This is a genomic window from Patescibacteria group bacterium (assembly GCA_018819405.1).
Classification (GTDB): Bacteria; Patescibacteriota; Patescibacteriia; order UBA1558; family GWA2-36-10; genus XYD1-37-29.
Genome location: JAHJQF010000001.1, coordinates 71,805 through 88,965, shown reverse-complemented (window position 1 = coordinate 88,965; position 17,161 = coordinate 71,805). Strand labels below are relative to the sequence as shown.

The window sequence follows — 17,161 nt, the reverse complement described above, 5'->3', positions numbered from 1 at the left end:
GTTTTTTGTTAATTTGTTAATTAATTATTAGAATTTAGTACGCGTTTAGTTTTTACGTACCAAGAGTTAATGTTGTTAAAACGATCAGCCGGCAAGTTTATAAAGTGGACGCTTTCGGGTCCTCTTAGCTTGTTGGTTGTCGGATAAGTATAAGTAGGGTTGTATAAAAATATAGCAAAATTTAGTTCCAAAAGTTTTTCTTGAAATTTTTTAAGTGGCTCCAACTTTTCTTCATTGGTTTTGGAATTTTTGATAACATCCAAATAGTCATCAACATCTTTATTGGCTAAGACACTTAGATTCAAGCCAGGATTTTGATTTTGGGATGAATGCCAAAAAGGATAAGGACCAGAATTTATGTTTATAATTTCTCCGAATAGTAGAGCCTGATAATTACGTGAATCAATAATATCTTTTTTTATTTTATCTTTGGGGACTATATTTAATTCGGTTTTGACCCCAATAGATTGCCAATTTTCTTGGATGATAGACAATATTTTGACATTGTCTGATTGATCGATAGTAGTTAGCTGAATACTTAGCTCTTTTACTGCGGCTTCTTCATCATCTTTATCTTTTTTTATTCTAAACTGACCACTTTCTGGCATTACCCAGCCTAGCTCATCCAATATTTCTTTGGCTTTATCGATATTGAAGATTTCGGTTTGTAGCTCACTATCATAGCCAATTTGGCCTGGTAGTATAGGAGAATTTATGAGCTGGCCATCACCAGACAAGACTTCTTCCAATATTCTTTGTTTGTCTACGCCCAGAGCCAAAGCGTGTCTAAAATCATTGTTTGATAATAGCTCATTTTTTTGGGGGTTGAAAAACACAGCAGTGTACTGTGGAAATTGGAAATCGTGAAATACTATTCGGCCGGATTTTATCTCATTTTTGTATTCTTTGGGCAAATAATTTAAGCCGTCAATATTTTTATTTTGTAAAGCAGTAACTCCGGTAAAAAAGTCTGGATAAAATTTAAAATTTATTTCATTTATATAAGCTTTACTCAAGTGATAGTCTTCGTATGATTTTAGGGTATAGCTTCTAATGTTGCCACTGGAATCTCTGGTCAATGTTTTAAACATATAAGGACCAGCGCCGACTGGTCTTATATTTAAGTCAGCCAGATTTGCTCCAAAAGCGGGGATAGAATACCATAAGTGTTCTGGTATAATGCCAATTGTCAAAATTGAAAGGAATGGAGAAAAAGGTTTTTCCAATTTAAATTGAACAGTGCGGTCATTTATGGCTTGTATTTGTACGCCGATAAAACTACTCCTAAAAGGACTTTTGTATTCGGGATTTTTTATACTATTTATTGTAAAGAGTATGTCATCGACTGTGACAGGATCTCCGTCATGCCATTTGAGGCCTTCTTTTAATTCAAAGATATAAGTAGTTTGTTCGGCATCAATAGTATATCCACTAGCTAGGTCAGGGATCAATTCGCCATTTTCATCATATTTCATTAGTCCGGCAAAAAGTAATTTTACCAAATCACGGTCAGCATCAGTAGTAGCCAGTATTGGATTGACCAGGCTGGGGGCGCCTACCAGGCCTTCGCTATAACTGCCGCCATGCGCTGGTACTGGTACAGAATTTTTTATGTAATATCGCCAAGCTATAGTAAAGCTTGATAGTATTAGTATTAAAAAGGCTATTATAAACTGGAGTTTTTCCGGTTTGTTCAAAAATTTTGGTAATTGTTTTAGCTGTGACCAGCTGGGTATTTTCTTTTTGTTTAGCTGTGTTATCAATTGCTGGTTTACATCATCCTTTTCTGATGGAGCTAGTTTTTCTTTAGTTTTTTTAAAAAAAGAAAATAAAGACCCAAGAGAAGATCCACTTCTTTCTCCGAGCGAAAACAAACTTTTTTTTATTTTAGAGAAGACTCCTATATCTTTACCTCGTTAAATAAAATCAAGCAACGGCTTAATTTCAAATTTAATATTTAGATTAGTAATAAATAAATTATAGATATAATTTATTATATAATATTATTTTAAATACCCCAAATAAATTAAATTCATTTAATGGAGTGAATTTTTAATTTTTACGTAAAAAGTTTGGTTAGTTTATGATATGAATAGATTGGCCAAAGATGTCAGCAAAAATAAAGCTGCCAAAATAATGGTCAATCTAAAAATAAACTTTTCAGCACCTCTTTTGGTGCGATAAATAGAAGATTCACTGCCAAAGGCAGCACCCAAACCTGATCCTTTTTGCTGCATAAGTATAGTAGCTATTAAAAGGATAGAAATCACAATCTGAACAATATAAAGGATATTTTTCATCTGTTGAAGTTATTATAACTACTCCATACTAACAGATAAGCCTTTTTTTGTCAACTATAGTCAAATTAGAGCTTGAGTAAGCTTGTCTCTGATTCTTGACTTAGCTATAGATTCATGATACCATGGTCGGGAATATTGTTTTAAAATTTTTGTAAAAAAAATTTCATGCCACAGTTTATAACAATCAAAGGCGCTAAGGTGCACAACCTAAAAAATGTGGATGTCAAAATCCCCCGCAACAAATTTGTGGTGATTACTGGCCTCTCGGGTAGTGGAAAATCATCTTTAGCCTTTGATACTATCTATGCTGAAGGTCAGCGTCGATATGTGGAGTCACTGTCTGCTTATGCCAGGCAGTTTTTAGATTTGATGGACAAACCGGACGTGGAGCAAATTGATGGTTTGAGTCCGGCTATATCAATTGATCAGAGATCTTCTTCTAGGAATCCTCGATCAACAGTCGGCACAGTGACCGAAATTTATGATTATCTTCGTTTACTTTTTGCTAAAATAGGAACTCCTCATTGTCACAAGTGTGGCAAGTCTCTTATCAAGATGAGCCAAAAACAAATTGTAGAAAAAATTTGGCAACTACCTAAAGAAGCTGAATTTATGATCTTATCGCCTATAGTCAAAGAAAAAAAAGGTGACCATCAGCAGTCTTTGAAAAGATTCAAAGCTTCTGGCTACAAGAAAATTAGATTAGATGGAGAATTTTTGAGTATAGAAGAGGCTGATAAAATGGTTTTTGATAAAACTAAGAAGCACAATATAGATTTGGTGGTTGATCACTTACGTCTTGATGGTATGAAAAAAACCAAAGACAGGTTAAAGCAGGTAGTAGATACTGCACTTGATTTCGGAAATGGTTTTGTAATTATATATATGCCAAAGGAAGGAGAAAATTTTGTCTTTAGTGAATTTTATACTTGTCTAGAGCATCCCGAAGTAGTTTTTTCTTCTATTGAGCCTAGAAATTTTTCTTTTAACAGTCCACACGGCGCCTGCACTAAGTGTACTGGTTTGGGTACCAAGCTAACCGTTGATTCAGAGCTTGTCATACCAAACAAAAAATTAGCACTAGCTGAAGGGGCTATCAGGCCATGGTCAAGAACTGCCGCCAATCAAAATTGGTATAGCGCTATATTAGAGGCAGTAGCAAAAAAACATAAATTTTCTACGCGTACGCCGGTAGCCAAACTCACCAAAAAACAATTGGATATTATTTTATATGGAACTGGAGCTGAAAAGTATCAGGTTGATTTGGAAAATAGCCGCTTTAATAATAATCATAATGATACCTTTGAAGGAGTAATGCCAAATCTGGAAAGACGTTATCGTGAGACCGACTCGGATTATATAAGAAGTGAGATAGAGCGTTATATGCGTGTTGAGATTTGTGAAGCCTGCCTGGGCAAAAGACTCAAGCCCGAGTCTCTAAATATCAAGATAGTCGGTAGTAATATTGCCAATATTTCTGATCAAAATATAGATGATCTCAAAGTATTCTTTGCCGATTTACCCAAAGAATTATCAAAAAATGAAAATTTAATTGCCCACCAGATATTAAAAGAAATCCAGATACGTTTGGTATTTTTGGAAAATGTTGGTCTAAATTATCTGACACTGGACAGAAATGCCTCTACCCTTTCAGGTGGTGAGGCTCAGCGTATTAGACTGGCTACTCAGATTGGTTCTTCTTTGACGGGTGTTTTATATATTTTGGATGAGCCTTCAATCGGTCTGCACCAGACAGACAATGCCAAACTCATCAAGACGCTGAAAGACCTAAGAGATCTTGGTAATTCAGTTATAGTAGTTGAGCACGACGAAGAGACAATATTGGCCGCTGATCATGTCATAGATATTGGGCCAGGTGCTGGTAAGCACGGCGGTGAAATAGTAGCTGAAGGCACTCCTCAGGCCATAAAGAAAAATCCCAAGTCTTTGACCGGTCAATATATGTCCGGCAAAAAAAGTATTCCTATTCCCAAAAAATATAGAAAAGGAAACGGTAAAAATTTGGCCATTATTGGAGCCAAAGCTTTTAATCTAAAAGATTTGGATGTCAATTTTCCTTTGGGTAAATTTATATCTATCACTGGAGTATCTGGATCAGGTAAGTCAACACTTATGACCGAAATTTTGGCCAAAGCCCTAACTAAGCATTTTTATCGTTCCAAGGATAATCCGGGTGAGCATAAAGAAATCAAGGGCTTGGAAAATATTGATAAAGTAATAGATATAGATCAGTCCCCGATTGGTCGTACACCACGTTCCAATCCAGCTACTTATACAGGTGCTTTTACTTATATCAGAGATTTGTTTGCCGAGTTACAAGAAGCACAAATCAGAGGCTACAAAGCTGGGCGTTTCAGTTTTAATGTCAGAGGTGGCAGATGTGAAAATTGTCAGGGCGATGGGGTTATAAAAATAGAAATGAATTTTTTGCCAAATGTTTATGTTGAGTGCAAAGAATGCCATGGGAAAAGATATAATGATGAAGCGCTGGAGATTCATTACAAAGGTAAAGACATTTCCGAAGTATTACAAATGACTGTTGAGGAGGCTATGATTTTTTTCCGAGATGTGCCAAATATTTTTAATAAGCTAAAGACCTTGGTAGATGTTGGATTAGGTTATATCAAGCTTGGTCAGCCGGCTACTACCCTTTCAGGTGGTGAGGCTCAGCGTATAAAGTTGGCCACTGAGTTATCACGTCGTTCATCGGGTAAAACATTATATATTTTGGATGAGCCGACCACTGGTCTTCACTTTGATGATATCAAGAGACTCTTAGAAGTGTTGCATCGTTTGGTGGATAAAGGTAATACAGTACTTGTCATTGAGCATAATCTGGATGTCATAAAAAGTTCTGATTGGATAATAGATCTTGGACCAGAGGGTGGTGATAAAGGTGGTCAAATAGTTGCCGAGGGTACACCGCTTCAGGTGGCCAAAGTCAAAAACAGTTTCACTGGGCAGTATTTAGCTAAGCTTTTGAAAAAATAAATAAAACTCCGCTTAGGCGGGGTTTTAAAATTTCTTGAAAAAAAATAGTATTTTAAGTAATATTAAGATATAAGTCCCGAGCGGGATTATAAAATGTAGTTTTATTTAAGTATTTTATAGTAATTTTTAAGGGGATGACTGATTTGGAAAAATCTATTTTGAAAACATTAGCTTTTTTTGATATATTTTATTATCCACTTACTTTGACAGAAATTTGGAAATGGCTATATATGCCAAATAAAAAATATTCTATATCTGATGTTAAAAAAGCCTTGGAGACAAGCCAAACCCTGCAACAGGAGATTATCAGAAAAGAGGGCTTCTATAGTTTGGTTGGTAGAGACAGTATTTATCTCAGGCGCAAGCAAAACAATAATCTAGCGGAGAGAAAATTTCGTAGAGCCATAAACATCGCCAAGATTTATCGTTTTATTCCTTTTGTCAGGATGATAGCGGTCTGTAATTCTTTGGCTTATAGCAATGCCAGCGAAGATAGTGATATTGATCTTTTTATCATTGCCAAGAGAAAGACAATTTGGCTAGCTAGATTTTTTACTGTTTTATTTGTATCAATTTTTAGGATGAGACCAAAAGATGAAAACAAACGCGATGCATTTTGTCTGAGTTTTTTTGTAGATGAAGATCATTTAAATATTGAGTCTACTATGATAAACAGTGAGGATATTTATTATCCATATTGGGTATCACAACTTATGCCAATTTACAATCCGGACGGTTTGTATGAAAAATTTTTGGAGGCCAATCAGTGGTACAAAAATTATCTGCCCAATGCTTATAAAAATCAATTTTCCAAGACTGTCAAAGAAAGAAAGTATTCAAAAGTAGTAGCCAAGATTTTTTATGGCATTTTGCGACCGCCATTTTTCAAAAGAGCAATTTATGCTTTTATTAGAACATTGCAGCTTAGGATTATTGATCGTAATCTTAAGTCACTGATCAATATAGATACCAAAATTGTAGTAAATGAGGGTATGTTAAAATTTTATCCCAACGATAATCGAGAACTTTTTTATAAAAAGTGGAAACAGAGAGTTCATAATTTATTAAAAAATAATGAAAAAGACAAACCATAAACTGTTTAAGATTTTTTTGGCCATTTTTATTTTTTTGATTCCTTGGCAAACTAGATGGATATTTTATGATTGGCCGCTGGGAGAGGCAGTCTGGCAATATGGAAGATTGAGTCTGTATCTAAATGTATTGTTTTTATTTTTGGCCGCTGTGTTTTTTGCCTTAGCCAATAAAAAAGAGATGAGGCTTTCTCGGTCAAAGTTTTTTTATTTCGTTTTTGCTTATTCCATTATAGTTTGTTTTTTCTCGCCAGCAGTTTCGGTTTCTTTTTATTATTTATTTCTGATATATTCAGCAGCCTTATTTGCGTATTTAGTAAAATTTTTACCAAAACTTTTTGCCTATAGGATATTGTTGCTTTCAGGATTAATCCAGTCTTTTTTGGCTTTTTATCAGCTTTTGACTCAAAAAGTGACTGCCAACAAGTGGTTGGGGATGTCTGAACATTTGCCAGAAGTCCTAGGCAATTCGGTGGTGGATACTGGAGTGGGTAGGTTACTACGGGCTTATGGCTCACTGCCACATCCCAATATGCTGGGAGGATTTTTATTTGTGGTAATATTTTTGGCTATTTATCTTTGGATTGATTTATACAAAAGGAATGAAAAAAAAGGCTGGCTTAATATCTCCAAGAAAAAAAGTTTTTGGGAGTTAATTTTTGTTGTAATATCTGTGGTCATTGCTACTTATGGTTTATTTGCCAGTTTTTCTAGGAGTGCTATTTTAGCTCTTATCCTGAGTTTCTTTAGTTTGTTTTTGATAAATATTTTCAAAAAAAATTGGTTGATAGTAACTGTGATTGCCAAATATGCGGTGATTTTTGTAGCTGTGTTTTTGTCTTTCAATATGATAGTGCCCGACGCCTGGCCGGCCAGAATAGAGGCTCAGACTCAGCTGGAAGAGAAATCAATTAATGATCGGATTGATACTTTGGATCAACTTGGCTGGGACAACTACAAAAATGGATTTTTTGGTCAGGGATTGGGTATAAATACATTATATACCTTAAATAATCATGAAGGATTGTCTACATACAATGTCCAGCCGATTCATAATATATTTATTTTGATGTTAGCCGAGGTGGGTATTATAGGAATATTTTTATTGTTTAATATTTTGCGAAGAATTATAAAATCCGCCAATAAAGTAGATGTTTTATCAACTAGTTTAGTACTAGGATTGATAATAATTGGCATGTTTGATCACTACTTGTGGACTGCCTGGACTGGTTGGCTGCTAGTAGCTTTGGGGCTAGCCAATTTGTATAAACATAATAAGTAGTTTAATCAGCTTTTTGCGAAAGGCTGGGTTGACAAAAGAGGATTAGCACTCTATAATATAGAGTGCTAATTTATTTAATAAATTATAAGTAAATAAAGGAGAAACATATGAATCTAAAACCACTTGGAGACAGGGTAATTGTCAAAGCCCTACCTAAAGAAGAAACTACGAAGTCAGGTATTATTTTGCCTGATACTGCCAACCGAGAATCCCGTATGGAAGGAGAAATTATTGCTGTTGGTAATGGCGAAAAAATTGTCAAACTAAATGTAAAAGTTGGGCAAAAAGTTGTTTTCTCTGAATATGGCGGTTCAGAAATAAAAATTGACGGACAAGAGTACAAAATTTTGAATCATGATGACCTCTTAGCGGTCATAGAATAATTTTTCCCTTGTTATCCCGAACTTGATTCGGGATCTATCGGAGATGCTGAAATAAGTTCAGTATGACAGACAAGATAAAGTATAATTTTAAGATAAGAAAGGAATATAAATATGGCTAAACAAATTATTTTTAATGAAGAAGCTCGTGCCAAGATGAAAAAAGGCGTGGATATTTTGGCCGACTCAGTCAAGGTCACTTTGGGACCAAAGGGTAGAAATGTAGTGCTTGATCGTGGCTACGGCTCCCCAACCATTACCAAAGACGGTGTGACAGTTGCCAAAGAAGTAGAAGTAGAAGACAAATTTGAAAATGTTGGCGTGGAGATTGTCAAAGAAGTAGCTGCCAAGACCAATGATGTGGCCGGTGATGGTACTACTACAGCCACTGTCTTAGCCCAAAATATAATTTCTGAAGGCTTGAAAAATGTCACGGCCGGCTCTGATCCTTTGGCTCTAAAGCGCGGTATTGATAAAGCAACTGTTGCTGTAGTAGAAAATTTGAAAAAGATGAGTAAGAAAGTATCTGACCAGGGAGAAATTGAGCAAGTAGCTTCCATTTCTGCCAATGACAAAGAAATCGGAAAAATTATTGCCGAGGCCATGGAGTCAGTAGGGAAAAATGGAGTCATCACCGTAGAGGAATCACAAAGCTTTGGCATTGAAAAAGAAGTAGTAGAAGGTATGCAATTTGATAAGGGTTATGTGTCACCATATATGGTCACTGATACCGAAAAAATGCAGGCAGTCTATGATGATATCAGCATTTTAGTGACTGATCAAAAGATTTCATCCTTGCAAGAAATTTTACCTCTTTTAGAGTCTTTAGCTCAAAGCGGAAAAAAAGATTTGGTAATTATTGCCGAAGATGTAGAGGGTGAAGCACTCACTACCTTGGTTTTAAATAAAATAAGAGGAGTATTTAATACATTGGCCGTCAAAGCACCAGGTTTTGGTGACAGAAAAAAAGAAATGCTTTATGACATTGCTGCTTTAATCGGAGCCAAAGTAATATCTGAAGAAGTTGGCTTAAAGTTGTCTGCCGCCACTGTTGATATGCTAGGATCGGCTCGCAAAGTAGTTGCTACCAAAGATAATACTACTATTGTAGACGGCAAAGGTGATGAATCAATAGTAAAAGAAAGAGTGGCTCAGATTGAAAATGCCATCAAAAAAGCTGATTCTGATTTTGATAAAGAAAAACTCCAGGAAAGATTAGCTAAATTAACCGGTGGAGTAGCTGTCATCAAAGTCGGTGCTGCCACTGAAACCGAAATGAAAGAAAAAAAAGACAGGATTGAAGATGCCTTAGCTGCTACCAAGGCCGCAGTAGAAGAGGGTATTGTAGTAGGTGGTGGAGTGGCTTATTTGAGATCACTACAAGCCATAGAAGATTTGGGCTTAGAGGACGAAGAAGAACTAGGCGCCAATATTTTGAAAAAAGCTTTATTGACTCCACTAGAGCAGATTGCCGAAAATGCCGGAAAGGATGGCAGTGTGATTGTGGCGGAAGTTTTGAAAAATAAAGATAGTTTTGGCTACAATGCCAAAGATGATAAATTTGAAGACTTAATTCAGGCTGGCATTGTTGATCCAACAAAAGTTGCCAGAAGTGCTCTACAAAATGCTGCTTCAGCCGCTGGTATGTTTTTGACTACTGAGGCAGTCATCACTGATATTCCAAAAAAAGAAGAAGATCACAACCATGGTATGAATCCAGGTATGGGTGGTATGGGTATGATGTAACACATTTTAGCACCTCAGTCGTCTGAGGTGCTTTTTTATAGAAAAAATGTTACTATACTTATAGTTATTATTTAGTTATTATTTAAATTAAAATTATGAAAAAATTATTATTTCTTTTTGGGTCATTGTTGCTTTTAGGACTAGCTGATACTGCTAAAGCGGCCTCTCTGGAACTAGTATATCCCAATGGTGGAGAAAGTCTCAAAAGTGGGGAGACTTATGAATTTAGATGGGATCAGTCAGATATTAATAGCGTATTTATATACATAACTAATATTGAAGGTACTGTAATGCAGCAGGGTGTTTCAGTTAGTGTCAATCCTAGTGATACTCAGGGTGCTTATCAATATACTATTTTAGATAATCAAACTATGCAGGGCGAGGATAATTTTTTAGTAAAAATAATCGGTTATCCTGCTGGAGAAAATGGAAATCCTCAAGATCAAAGCGATGCGCCATTTACTATTTATCGTGACAAACCTGATTTGGTAATTACTGATTTTAAAATTGGTAATAGTGGTGGCTTTAGCACACCAGATTATAGTAATAGATTTGCAGACACAGTGCTAGCTTTTACTGTTTATGTAGATAATGAGGGTAATAATCTTCTAAATTATAATAATACTATCGAAATACACATAGGTGATATAGTTTGTCGGACTAGTTATGCTACAGTAGTCCCTGGTTATGCTACATGTAGCAATGCTATAAAATTAGACGCAGGCACTTATGAGGCGACGGCTATAATTGATGCTGATGACGATATAGAGGAATCAAATGAGGAAAACAACACCAAGAATGTTACTTTTGAAGTGACCAGCTATGATGATTATGTATCTCCTATAAATGAGTGCCAACCTATTATTCCACGTCCAGAGGGACATTATCATGAAAATTGTGTAGATATGATTATAGAAAATATTAGTGTTTCTCCGTCCAGTCCACAGGCAGGCGCTAATACAACCATAACTGTCACAGGTGCGGTGGATGAGACGGGCGGGACAGTGACTACGGATTCATTGAATCAATATGATCATAATTTTGAAGATTTTGTAGTTGATGATATGATGCTAGATGCGGGTGAGCCATTTACAATAATTCATGATTTTGAATATATTTTTACAGGGCATTTTACATCTACTGGCGAAAAGTCATTATATTTCAAGGTTGACCCAATGAATAGGAAAGATGAAATAAGTGAAAGCAATAATGAACTTACGAAAACAATAGCAGTGGTTTCTGATGACAGCGAAGATGATTCCGATGATAGCGACATAGATGTCAAAAAAATAATCATCTGTCATCTGACGGGGAATGGCAGTAGTAATACTTTAGAAATTGCTGAGTCAGCTTGGCCTGCCCACCAGACTCACGGTGATACACTAGGGGCTTGTATCGAATCAGATGATGATTCCGATATTGAGAATCAAAACAAGCGTCAGAAAAATTTGCAGCTTACTAATAGATTAAAAGGAAAAATTTTACTGCAGGTAGAAAATTATGGCGAAGCTTGGTATGTTCGTCCAGATAACGGTAATAGAATTTATATGAAAGATGGCGATACGGCCTATGGTATGATGAGAGATCTTGGACTAGGAATAAGTAACGCAGATTTAGCTAAAATTCCAGTAGGTATAGAAGATAGGTTTGAGTGTACAGATGATGACAATGATGGCCTGTGTAATAAATTAGAGGAAAGCATTGGTACAGATCCCAATGATAATGATTCTGATGATGATGGTTTTGATGATGGTGCAGAAGTAAAGAGCGCTTACAATCCTTTGGGTGTAGGTAAATCAGTTTATGATAATAGTTTAGTTAATAATGTAAAAGGTAAAATTGTGTTACAAGTGCAGTCTCGAGGGGAGGCTTGGTATATAAATCCAGATGATGGCAGGCGTTATTATATGACCGATGGTGAGGCAGCTTATCAAATTATGAGATATTTGTCTTTAGGTATTACTAATAAGGATTTAGAACAAATATCTACCGAATAAACAAAAATAATTCCCTTTTTGAAAAATATTCAGAGAGGGTTTTTATTTTATCTGATTTTTTGTTATAGTATAGATATATTAGAAATAAAATTATGAAAAAAATTATTCTTTTCCTGTTTTTGTTTTTGTTGTTTCTTGTTGGTAATTTTTCGGTTAATGCTACTACTACAGAACACAAAATATTACTCATATTGGTAAACTTTCAAGATACTGATGGTTTGAAAAACAATCGAGATGATGTGGTTAATATTACTTTTAATGCTAATAATAGCATAGCTAATTTTTATAATGAGAATTCCTACGGGCAAATTCATTTGTCAGGTGATGTTTTTCCTTCAGCCAACTATCAAAATAAATGGTATGAATTGGCGATGAATTATAATTGTGATCTGACAGCTATTTCTTTGGCCGCAACTCAGGCTCTTGAAACTGAAGAAGGAAATAGTGCTGTTGATTTTTTAGCTTATGATCATTTGATGATTGTGATGCCAAACGGCGATTGTGGGCGTGGCGCTAGCTATATTGGTACCAGAACCTTTGCCACTCCAGACGGCAATCATACTATGACCTTAGGCTGGGTAGCAGACAATACTATTCCTTGGCCTTATGGTATTGGCCATGAATTAGGGCACGGCTTTGGCTCTCAACATGCGGGTATGTATAAATGTAATGACATACCTTATAGTGCTAGCGGATGTGAAATTTATACAGTCCAAGATTTGAGCAACATAATGAGTGTCCCTCTATCAAGGCCAGGGCAATTTAGTGCCGTACAAAAAGATACTATTGGTTTTTTTGATAGCCAACATCAATTATTAGAAGTTGATTCTAATAGCATAGTCTCTAATGGCACTTATGAATTAACACCTTTTGAATCTAGCGATCCTGGGCTTAAGGCCATCAAAATCAAAAGAAACAATGGTAAATTTTGGTATTTAGAATTTCGTCAGCCTATTGGGTTTGATGCTAATTTAGGCGCCGCGCCTGATTTAAATGGCATACTCATTCACACCAATAATCCAGGACAATATACAGACTCTATTTTGATAGATGCTAGTCCAGTAGGAGAAGATTTTAGCTGGAATTCAGCTGTACTCAAAGAAGACACGCCAGATCTTCATACTGGGAGCACTGGTTTTTATGATCCAGAGGATCAGACCAGAGTACAAGTTTTGAATTTGGATATAAATGAGGATAATCCCGCTTTATCCAGAGCAATAATAAAAATAACATTACTTCAAGAATTCAACCCTAGTCCACCTCTTACGCCAATAGAAGAGCTCGATACACCAGTTGAAGAATTAGTTCCTTTACCGGAAATAGATTTGGAATTGAGCAACAGATTAAAAGGAAAAATTTTACTGCAGGTAGAAAATCATGGCGAAGCTTGGTATGTAAGACCGGACAATGGCAAACGAATGTATATGAAAGACGGAAGCGCTGCCTACGGTATGATGAGAAATCTTGGTTTGGGAATCAGCAATGTAGATTTAGCTAAAATCCCAGTGGGTATAGAAGACAGATTTGAGTGTGTAGATAATGATAATGATGGCCTGTGTAATAAATTGGAAGAAGGGCTGGGTACAGATCCAAATAATGATGACTCTGATAATGATGGATATAAAGACGGAGTTGAGGTGAATGGTAATTATAACCCGCTTGGTTTGGGCAACATGTCCAATGATAGCGGTTTGGTAAATAGGCTGAAAGGCCAGATAGTGTTACAAGTGCAGTCTCGTGGTGAAGCTTGGTATATAAATCCTGATGACGGTAAAAGGTATTATATGAGAGATGGTGAGGCAGCTTATCAGATTATGAGGTTCTTGAGTCTGGGTATTACCAATAATGATTTAAATCAAATTGATACTGAATAATATTTTTTAGCCCAAACAACCTCCGAGGTTAAATTAACCTCGGAGGTTGTTTTTTATGGGTGGGTTTTTAATTTAGCTCATTTTTTGTTATAATATAGACATATGATATTTAAGAGGTCACAACATAGTATTGATCCAGATACTGGGGTAGAGACCGATGAAACCACTGAGGTGTGGTTGGCTGATTTTGGCACACATGAGCTAGAAGAGGAGTTGCGTCGGGAAGTCATCAAACTCAAGCCAAAGTCAGAGGCTGGATTTTCTTGGATACTGGTCTCTATTGTACTTTTGGTTTTTATTGTTGTGACTGAGATTGCTTTGCGCGATATTGGTCTCAAGATGTATTGGTCTGAACAATTCATATTTTGGATGACCTGGGCTTGGCGTTTGGTGATCTTACTTGTTTGGTTGTCTTTAGCCCGCCTTAGATGGCTTTTGTCAACTGATAAGATGTTTATAACCACCATCTTTTCTTTTTTAGCCGCCATTATCATTTTGGGAGTTATCAAGATAGTATATATCAAATCAGCTTGGGCCTGGCTCAATCTTTTGGTCGAGCCACTTTGGATGATAATTTTGATTGCTCTATTAGGAGCTTTGTTTATCAAAGTCACAAAAAATAAATCTATTAAAAATTAAAATAAAATAACTATGTCAACACCAACACCAGAAAAAAACGATGTTGAAAAAAATCAAATTACCGCTGCCATTGGCTATATAGGCATACTTTGCTTTGTACCCTTGTTTTTGGCCAAAAAATCAAAGTTTGCCCAATTTCATGCCAAACAAGGAGTGATGCTTTTTGCTTTTGAAATAGTCGGTATGATAATCGCTTTTTTAATGCCTTTTGTTATGATCATATCTGTCATTTTAGCAGTTTTGGGTATCAAAGCCTGTTTAGATGGTAGATATTGGGAGCTGCCAGTATTGGGCAAATATGCAAAAAAGATTAATTTGTAGTTTTTGAACTTAGTTAAAAAATAAGTAAATTAAGTCTAGCGTTTCTGCTTGACTTAATTTTTCTAAAAGAAAATATTATGGCAAAGAAAAATAAATACATTTTGTGGTTTAAAGAAATTGGTATCAAAGACGTGCCAAGCGTGGGCGGCAAAAATGCATCACTAGGTGAAATGTATTCCAAACTGACCAGAAAAGGCGTGCCAATACCAAATGGTTTTGCAGTGACCGCTGAAGCCTATGATTATTTTATTACTACAACCGGTGTAAAAAAAGAGATTAGACAAATTCTCAAGACTCTCAATACTCACAATATCAAAAATTTACAGGAGCATGCCCATAAAGTCAGGCAGGCAATACTCAAGGCGGAATTTCCTGAGGATTTGAAAGAGGATATTGTAAATAATTACCACAAGCTTTCCAAAGAATTCAAAACTACCAATGTTGATGTGGCGGTACGTTCTTCAGCCACAGCTGAGGATTTGCCGGACGCTTCTTTTGCCGGTCAACAGGACACTTATCTCAATGTAGAAGGAGCTGAAGAGATTTTGGATGCTTGCAAAAGATGTATGGCCAGCTTGTTTACTGATAGGGCAGTATCATATCGTACTGACAAAGGCTTTAGTCATTTTAAGGTAAAGCTTTCGATCACTATCCAAAAAATGGTACGTTCTGATATGGCTTCATCTGGCGTTATGTTTTCTATTGATACTGAATCTGGTTTTAGAGATGCTGTGCTTATCAATTCTATATACGGATTAGGGGAATATATTGTCCAAGGCATGGTCAACCCTGATGAATACTATGTATTCAAGCCAACACTACTTAAGGGATTCAAACCTATTATTTCCAAGACTTTGGGTCACAAGGATAAAAAATTGATTTATGATAGCCAGGCCAAAAGCAACACCAAAAATATGCCTGTCTCAAAAAAGGAGCAAAATACTTTTGTGCTCAAAGACAGCGAGGTATTGCAACTGGCTAAATGGGCAGTCCAAATTGAAGAGCACTACAAAAAACCAATGGATATGGAATGGGCCAAAGATGGTAAGACTGGCAAACTCTATATTGTACAAGCCAGACCGGAGACAGTCCGCAGTCAGGATGACCCCAATACTTTGATTGAATATATTATCAAAGAACGCAGCAAGGTTTTGTCTATTGGTGCATCGGTGGGCAACAAAATTGGTCAGGGCAAGGTCCATATTATCAAAGACGCCAAAAATATTGACAAGTTCAAGCCAGGTGAGGTGCTAGTCACCGAGATGACTGATCCAGATTGGGAGCCAATTATGAAAATAGCCAGCGCTATCATTACCAATTCGGGTGGCAGGACATGTCACGCGGCTATTATTTCTCGTGAGTTGGGTATTCCTTGCGTAGTCGGCACCAAAGACGGGACAGAAAAATTGAAAAATGGACAAAATGTCACGGTCTCCTGTGCTGAAGGTGAAAAAGGATTCATTTACAACGGTTTACTAAAATACGAAATCAAAAAAACAAATTTGAAAAATTTCAAAAAATCCAAAACCAAGATAATGATGAATATTGGTAATCCAGAAATGGCCATGGCACAAAGTTTTATTCCCAATGAAGGTGTTGGTTTGGCTCGTGAAGAATTTATTATTTCCAATTACATTCGTATTCATCCTTTGGCTTTGCTCAACTTTGCCAAAATCAAAGACCCTAAGACCAAGAGAGTTATTGAAGAGCAGACCGCAGCTTACAAAAATAAACCACAATTTTTCATAGACAAATTAGCCGAAGGAATTTCCAGAATTGCGGCCGCTTTTTATCCTAAAGATGTAATTATTAGATTGTCTGATTTTAAATCAAATGAATATGCTAGTTTGATTGGTGGTACTGAGTTTGAGCCGGAAGAAAGAAATCCAATGATTGGCTGGCGTGGGGCTAGTAGATATTATAGTCCAAAATATCTAGCTGCTTTTGAGCTGGAGTGCAAAGCATTGGTCAAAGTACGCAAAGAAATGGGTCTAAAGAATTTGAAAATCATGGTACCATTTTGTCGGACAGTAGAAGAGGGCAAAAAAGTATTGCGTATTATGGCTGAGCATGGTCTCAAGCGTGGTGTAGACGGCTTGGAGGTGTATGTGATGTGTGAAATTCCGTCCAATGTAATACTAGCCGAAGAGTTCTGCCAAATTTTTGACGGATTTTCAATCGGGTCAAACGACCTTACTCAGCTTACTCTAGGCGTAGATCGTGACAGCGAATTGGTCGCTCATGTCTATGATGAAAGAAATGAATCAGTCAAACAGTTGATAAGACAAGTGATAGCTATTGCCAAAAAGAACAAAAGAAAAATCGGTATCTGCGGTCAGGCTCCCTCTGATTTTCCGGACTTTGCTCAATTTTTGGTAGGCGAGGGTATTGATTCTATTTCACTCAATCCAGACACGGTAATCAAAACCATTATTGCTATCAAGAAAACTGAAAAAACTAGAAGTCGTAAAAAGTCTAAAAAATAATTTACAGACCCTCGCTTTTTGGCGGGGGTTTTT

The 17,161-nt window shown here is 36.3% G+C and carries 12 protein-coding genes; 10 read left to right on the top strand and 2 right to left on the bottom strand.

What is annotated here, in order from left to right; genetic code table 11:
- Positions 1–20: 20 nt before the first annotated feature.
- Entirely contained in the window at positions 21–1,874 is a 1,854-nt protein-coding gene (locus tag KKH39_00445) for an ABC transporter substrate-binding protein (protein ID MBU1202505.1), read from the bottom strand.
- A gap of 207 nt (positions 1,875–2,081) precedes the next feature.
- Complete coding sequence (gene secG, locus KKH39_00440; protein ID MBU1202504.1) at positions 2,082–2,300, bottom strand: preprotein translocase subunit SecG; 219 nt, start codon at positions 2,298–2,300, stop codon at positions 2,082–2,084.
- Positions 2,301–2,465: 165 nt separating this feature from the next.
- On the opposite strand from secG, the gene uvrA reads away from it, so the two are divergent.
- The 10 genes from uvrA (at position 2,466) to ppsA (ending at position 17,128) form a co-directional block, all read left to right on the top strand.
- The gene (gene uvrA, locus KKH39_00435; protein MBU1202503.1) at positions 2,466–5,312 is read left to right on the top strand and encodes an excinuclease ABC subunit UvrA; all 2,847 of its coding nucleotides are present in this window, start codon (positions 2,466–2,468) and stop codon (positions 5,310–5,312) included.
- Between the two features lie 134 nt (positions 5,313–5,446).
- Entirely contained in the window at positions 5,447–6,406 is a 960-nt protein-coding gene (locus tag KKH39_00430) for a hypothetical protein (protein ID MBU1202502.1), read from the top strand.
- Positions 6,387–7,685: an O-antigen ligase family protein gene (locus tag KKH39_00425; protein ID MBU1202501.1), complete on the top strand. Its 1,299-nt coding sequence runs from the start codon at positions 6,387–6,389 to the stop codon at positions 7,683–7,685. The genes KKH39_00430 and KKH39_00425 overlap by 20 nt, the downstream gene beginning before the upstream one ends.
- A gap of 107 nt (positions 7,686–7,792) precedes the next feature.
- Complete coding sequence (locus KKH39_00420; GenBank protein MBU1202500.1) at positions 7,793–8,068, top strand: co-chaperone GroES; 276 nt, start codon at positions 7,793–7,795, stop codon at positions 8,066–8,068.
- Positions 8,069–8,179: 111 nt separating this feature from the next.
- A complete protein-coding gene (gene groL / locus KKH39_00415; protein ID MBU1202499.1) occupies positions 8,180–9,811 on the top strand; it encodes a chaperonin GroEL in 1,632 nt (543 codons plus the stop codon).
- Positions 9,812–9,906: 95 nt separating this feature from the next.
- The gene (locus tag KKH39_00410; protein MBU1202498.1) at positions 9,907–11,808 is read left to right on the top strand and encodes a hypothetical protein; all 1,902 of its coding nucleotides are present in this window, start codon (positions 9,907–9,909) and stop codon (positions 11,806–11,808) included.
- 92 nt (positions 11,809–11,900) lie between these two features.
- The gene (locus tag KKH39_00405; protein ID MBU1202497.1) at positions 11,901–13,682 is read left to right on the top strand and encodes a hypothetical protein; all 1,782 of its coding nucleotides are present in this window, start codon (positions 11,901–11,903) and stop codon (positions 13,680–13,682) included.
- Between the two features lie 102 nt (positions 13,683–13,784).
- The gene (locus KKH39_00400; protein MBU1202496.1) at positions 13,785–14,321 is read left to right on the top strand and encodes a hypothetical protein; all 537 of its coding nucleotides are present in this window, start codon (positions 13,785–13,787) and stop codon (positions 14,319–14,321) included.
- Between the two features lie 12 nt (positions 14,322–14,333).
- A complete protein-coding gene (locus KKH39_00395; protein MBU1202495.1) occupies positions 14,334–14,642 on the top strand; it encodes a hypothetical protein in 309 nt (102 codons plus the stop codon).
- Between the two features lie 77 nt (positions 14,643–14,719).
- The gene (gene ppsA, locus KKH39_00390) at positions 14,720–17,128 is read left to right on the top strand and encodes a phosphoenolpyruvate synthase (GenBank protein ID MBU1202494.1); all 2,409 of its coding nucleotides are present in this window, start codon (positions 14,720–14,722) and stop codon (positions 17,126–17,128) included.
- Positions 17,129–17,161 lie beyond the last annotated feature (33 nt).

Bases quoted from the DNA above. Each gene is read 5' to 3' on its own strand.
- secG (MBU1202504.1), bottom strand. From the start codon at position 2,300: ATGAAAAATATCCTTTATATTGTTCAGATTGTGATTTCTATCCTTTTA.
- uvrA (MBU1202503.1), top strand. From the start codon at position 2,466: ATGCCACAGTTTATAACAATCAAAGGCGCTAAGGTGCACAACCTAAAA.
- KKH39_00430 (MBU1202502.1), top strand. From the start codon at position 5,447: ATGACTGATTTGGAAAAATCTATTTTGAAAACATTAGCTTTTTTTGAT.
- KKH39_00425 (MBU1202501.1), top strand. From the start codon at position 6,387: ATGAAAAAGACAAACCATAAACTGTTTAAGATTTTTTTGGCCATTTTT.
- KKH39_00420 (MBU1202500.1), top strand. From the start codon at position 7,793: ATGAATCTAAAACCACTTGGAGACAGGGTAATTGTCAAAGCCCTACCT.
- groL (MBU1202499.1), top strand. From the start codon at position 8,180: ATGGCTAAACAAATTATTTTTAATGAAGAAGCTCGTGCCAAGATGAAA.
- KKH39_00410 (MBU1202498.1), top strand. From the start codon at position 9,907: ATGAAAAAATTATTATTTCTTTTTGGGTCATTGTTGCTTTTAGGACTA.
- KKH39_00405 (MBU1202497.1), top strand. From the start codon at position 11,901: ATGAAAAAAATTATTCTTTTCCTGTTTTTGTTTTTGTTGTTTCTTGTT.
- KKH39_00400 (MBU1202496.1), top strand. From the start codon at position 13,785: ATGATATTTAAGAGGTCACAACATAGTATTGATCCAGATACTGGGGTA.
- KKH39_00395 (MBU1202495.1), top strand. From the start codon at position 14,334: ATGTCAACACCAACACCAGAAAAAAACGATGTTGAAAAAAATCAAATT.
- ppsA (MBU1202494.1), top strand. From the start codon at position 14,720: ATGGCAAAGAAAAATAAATACATTTTGTGGTTTAAAGAAATTGGTATC.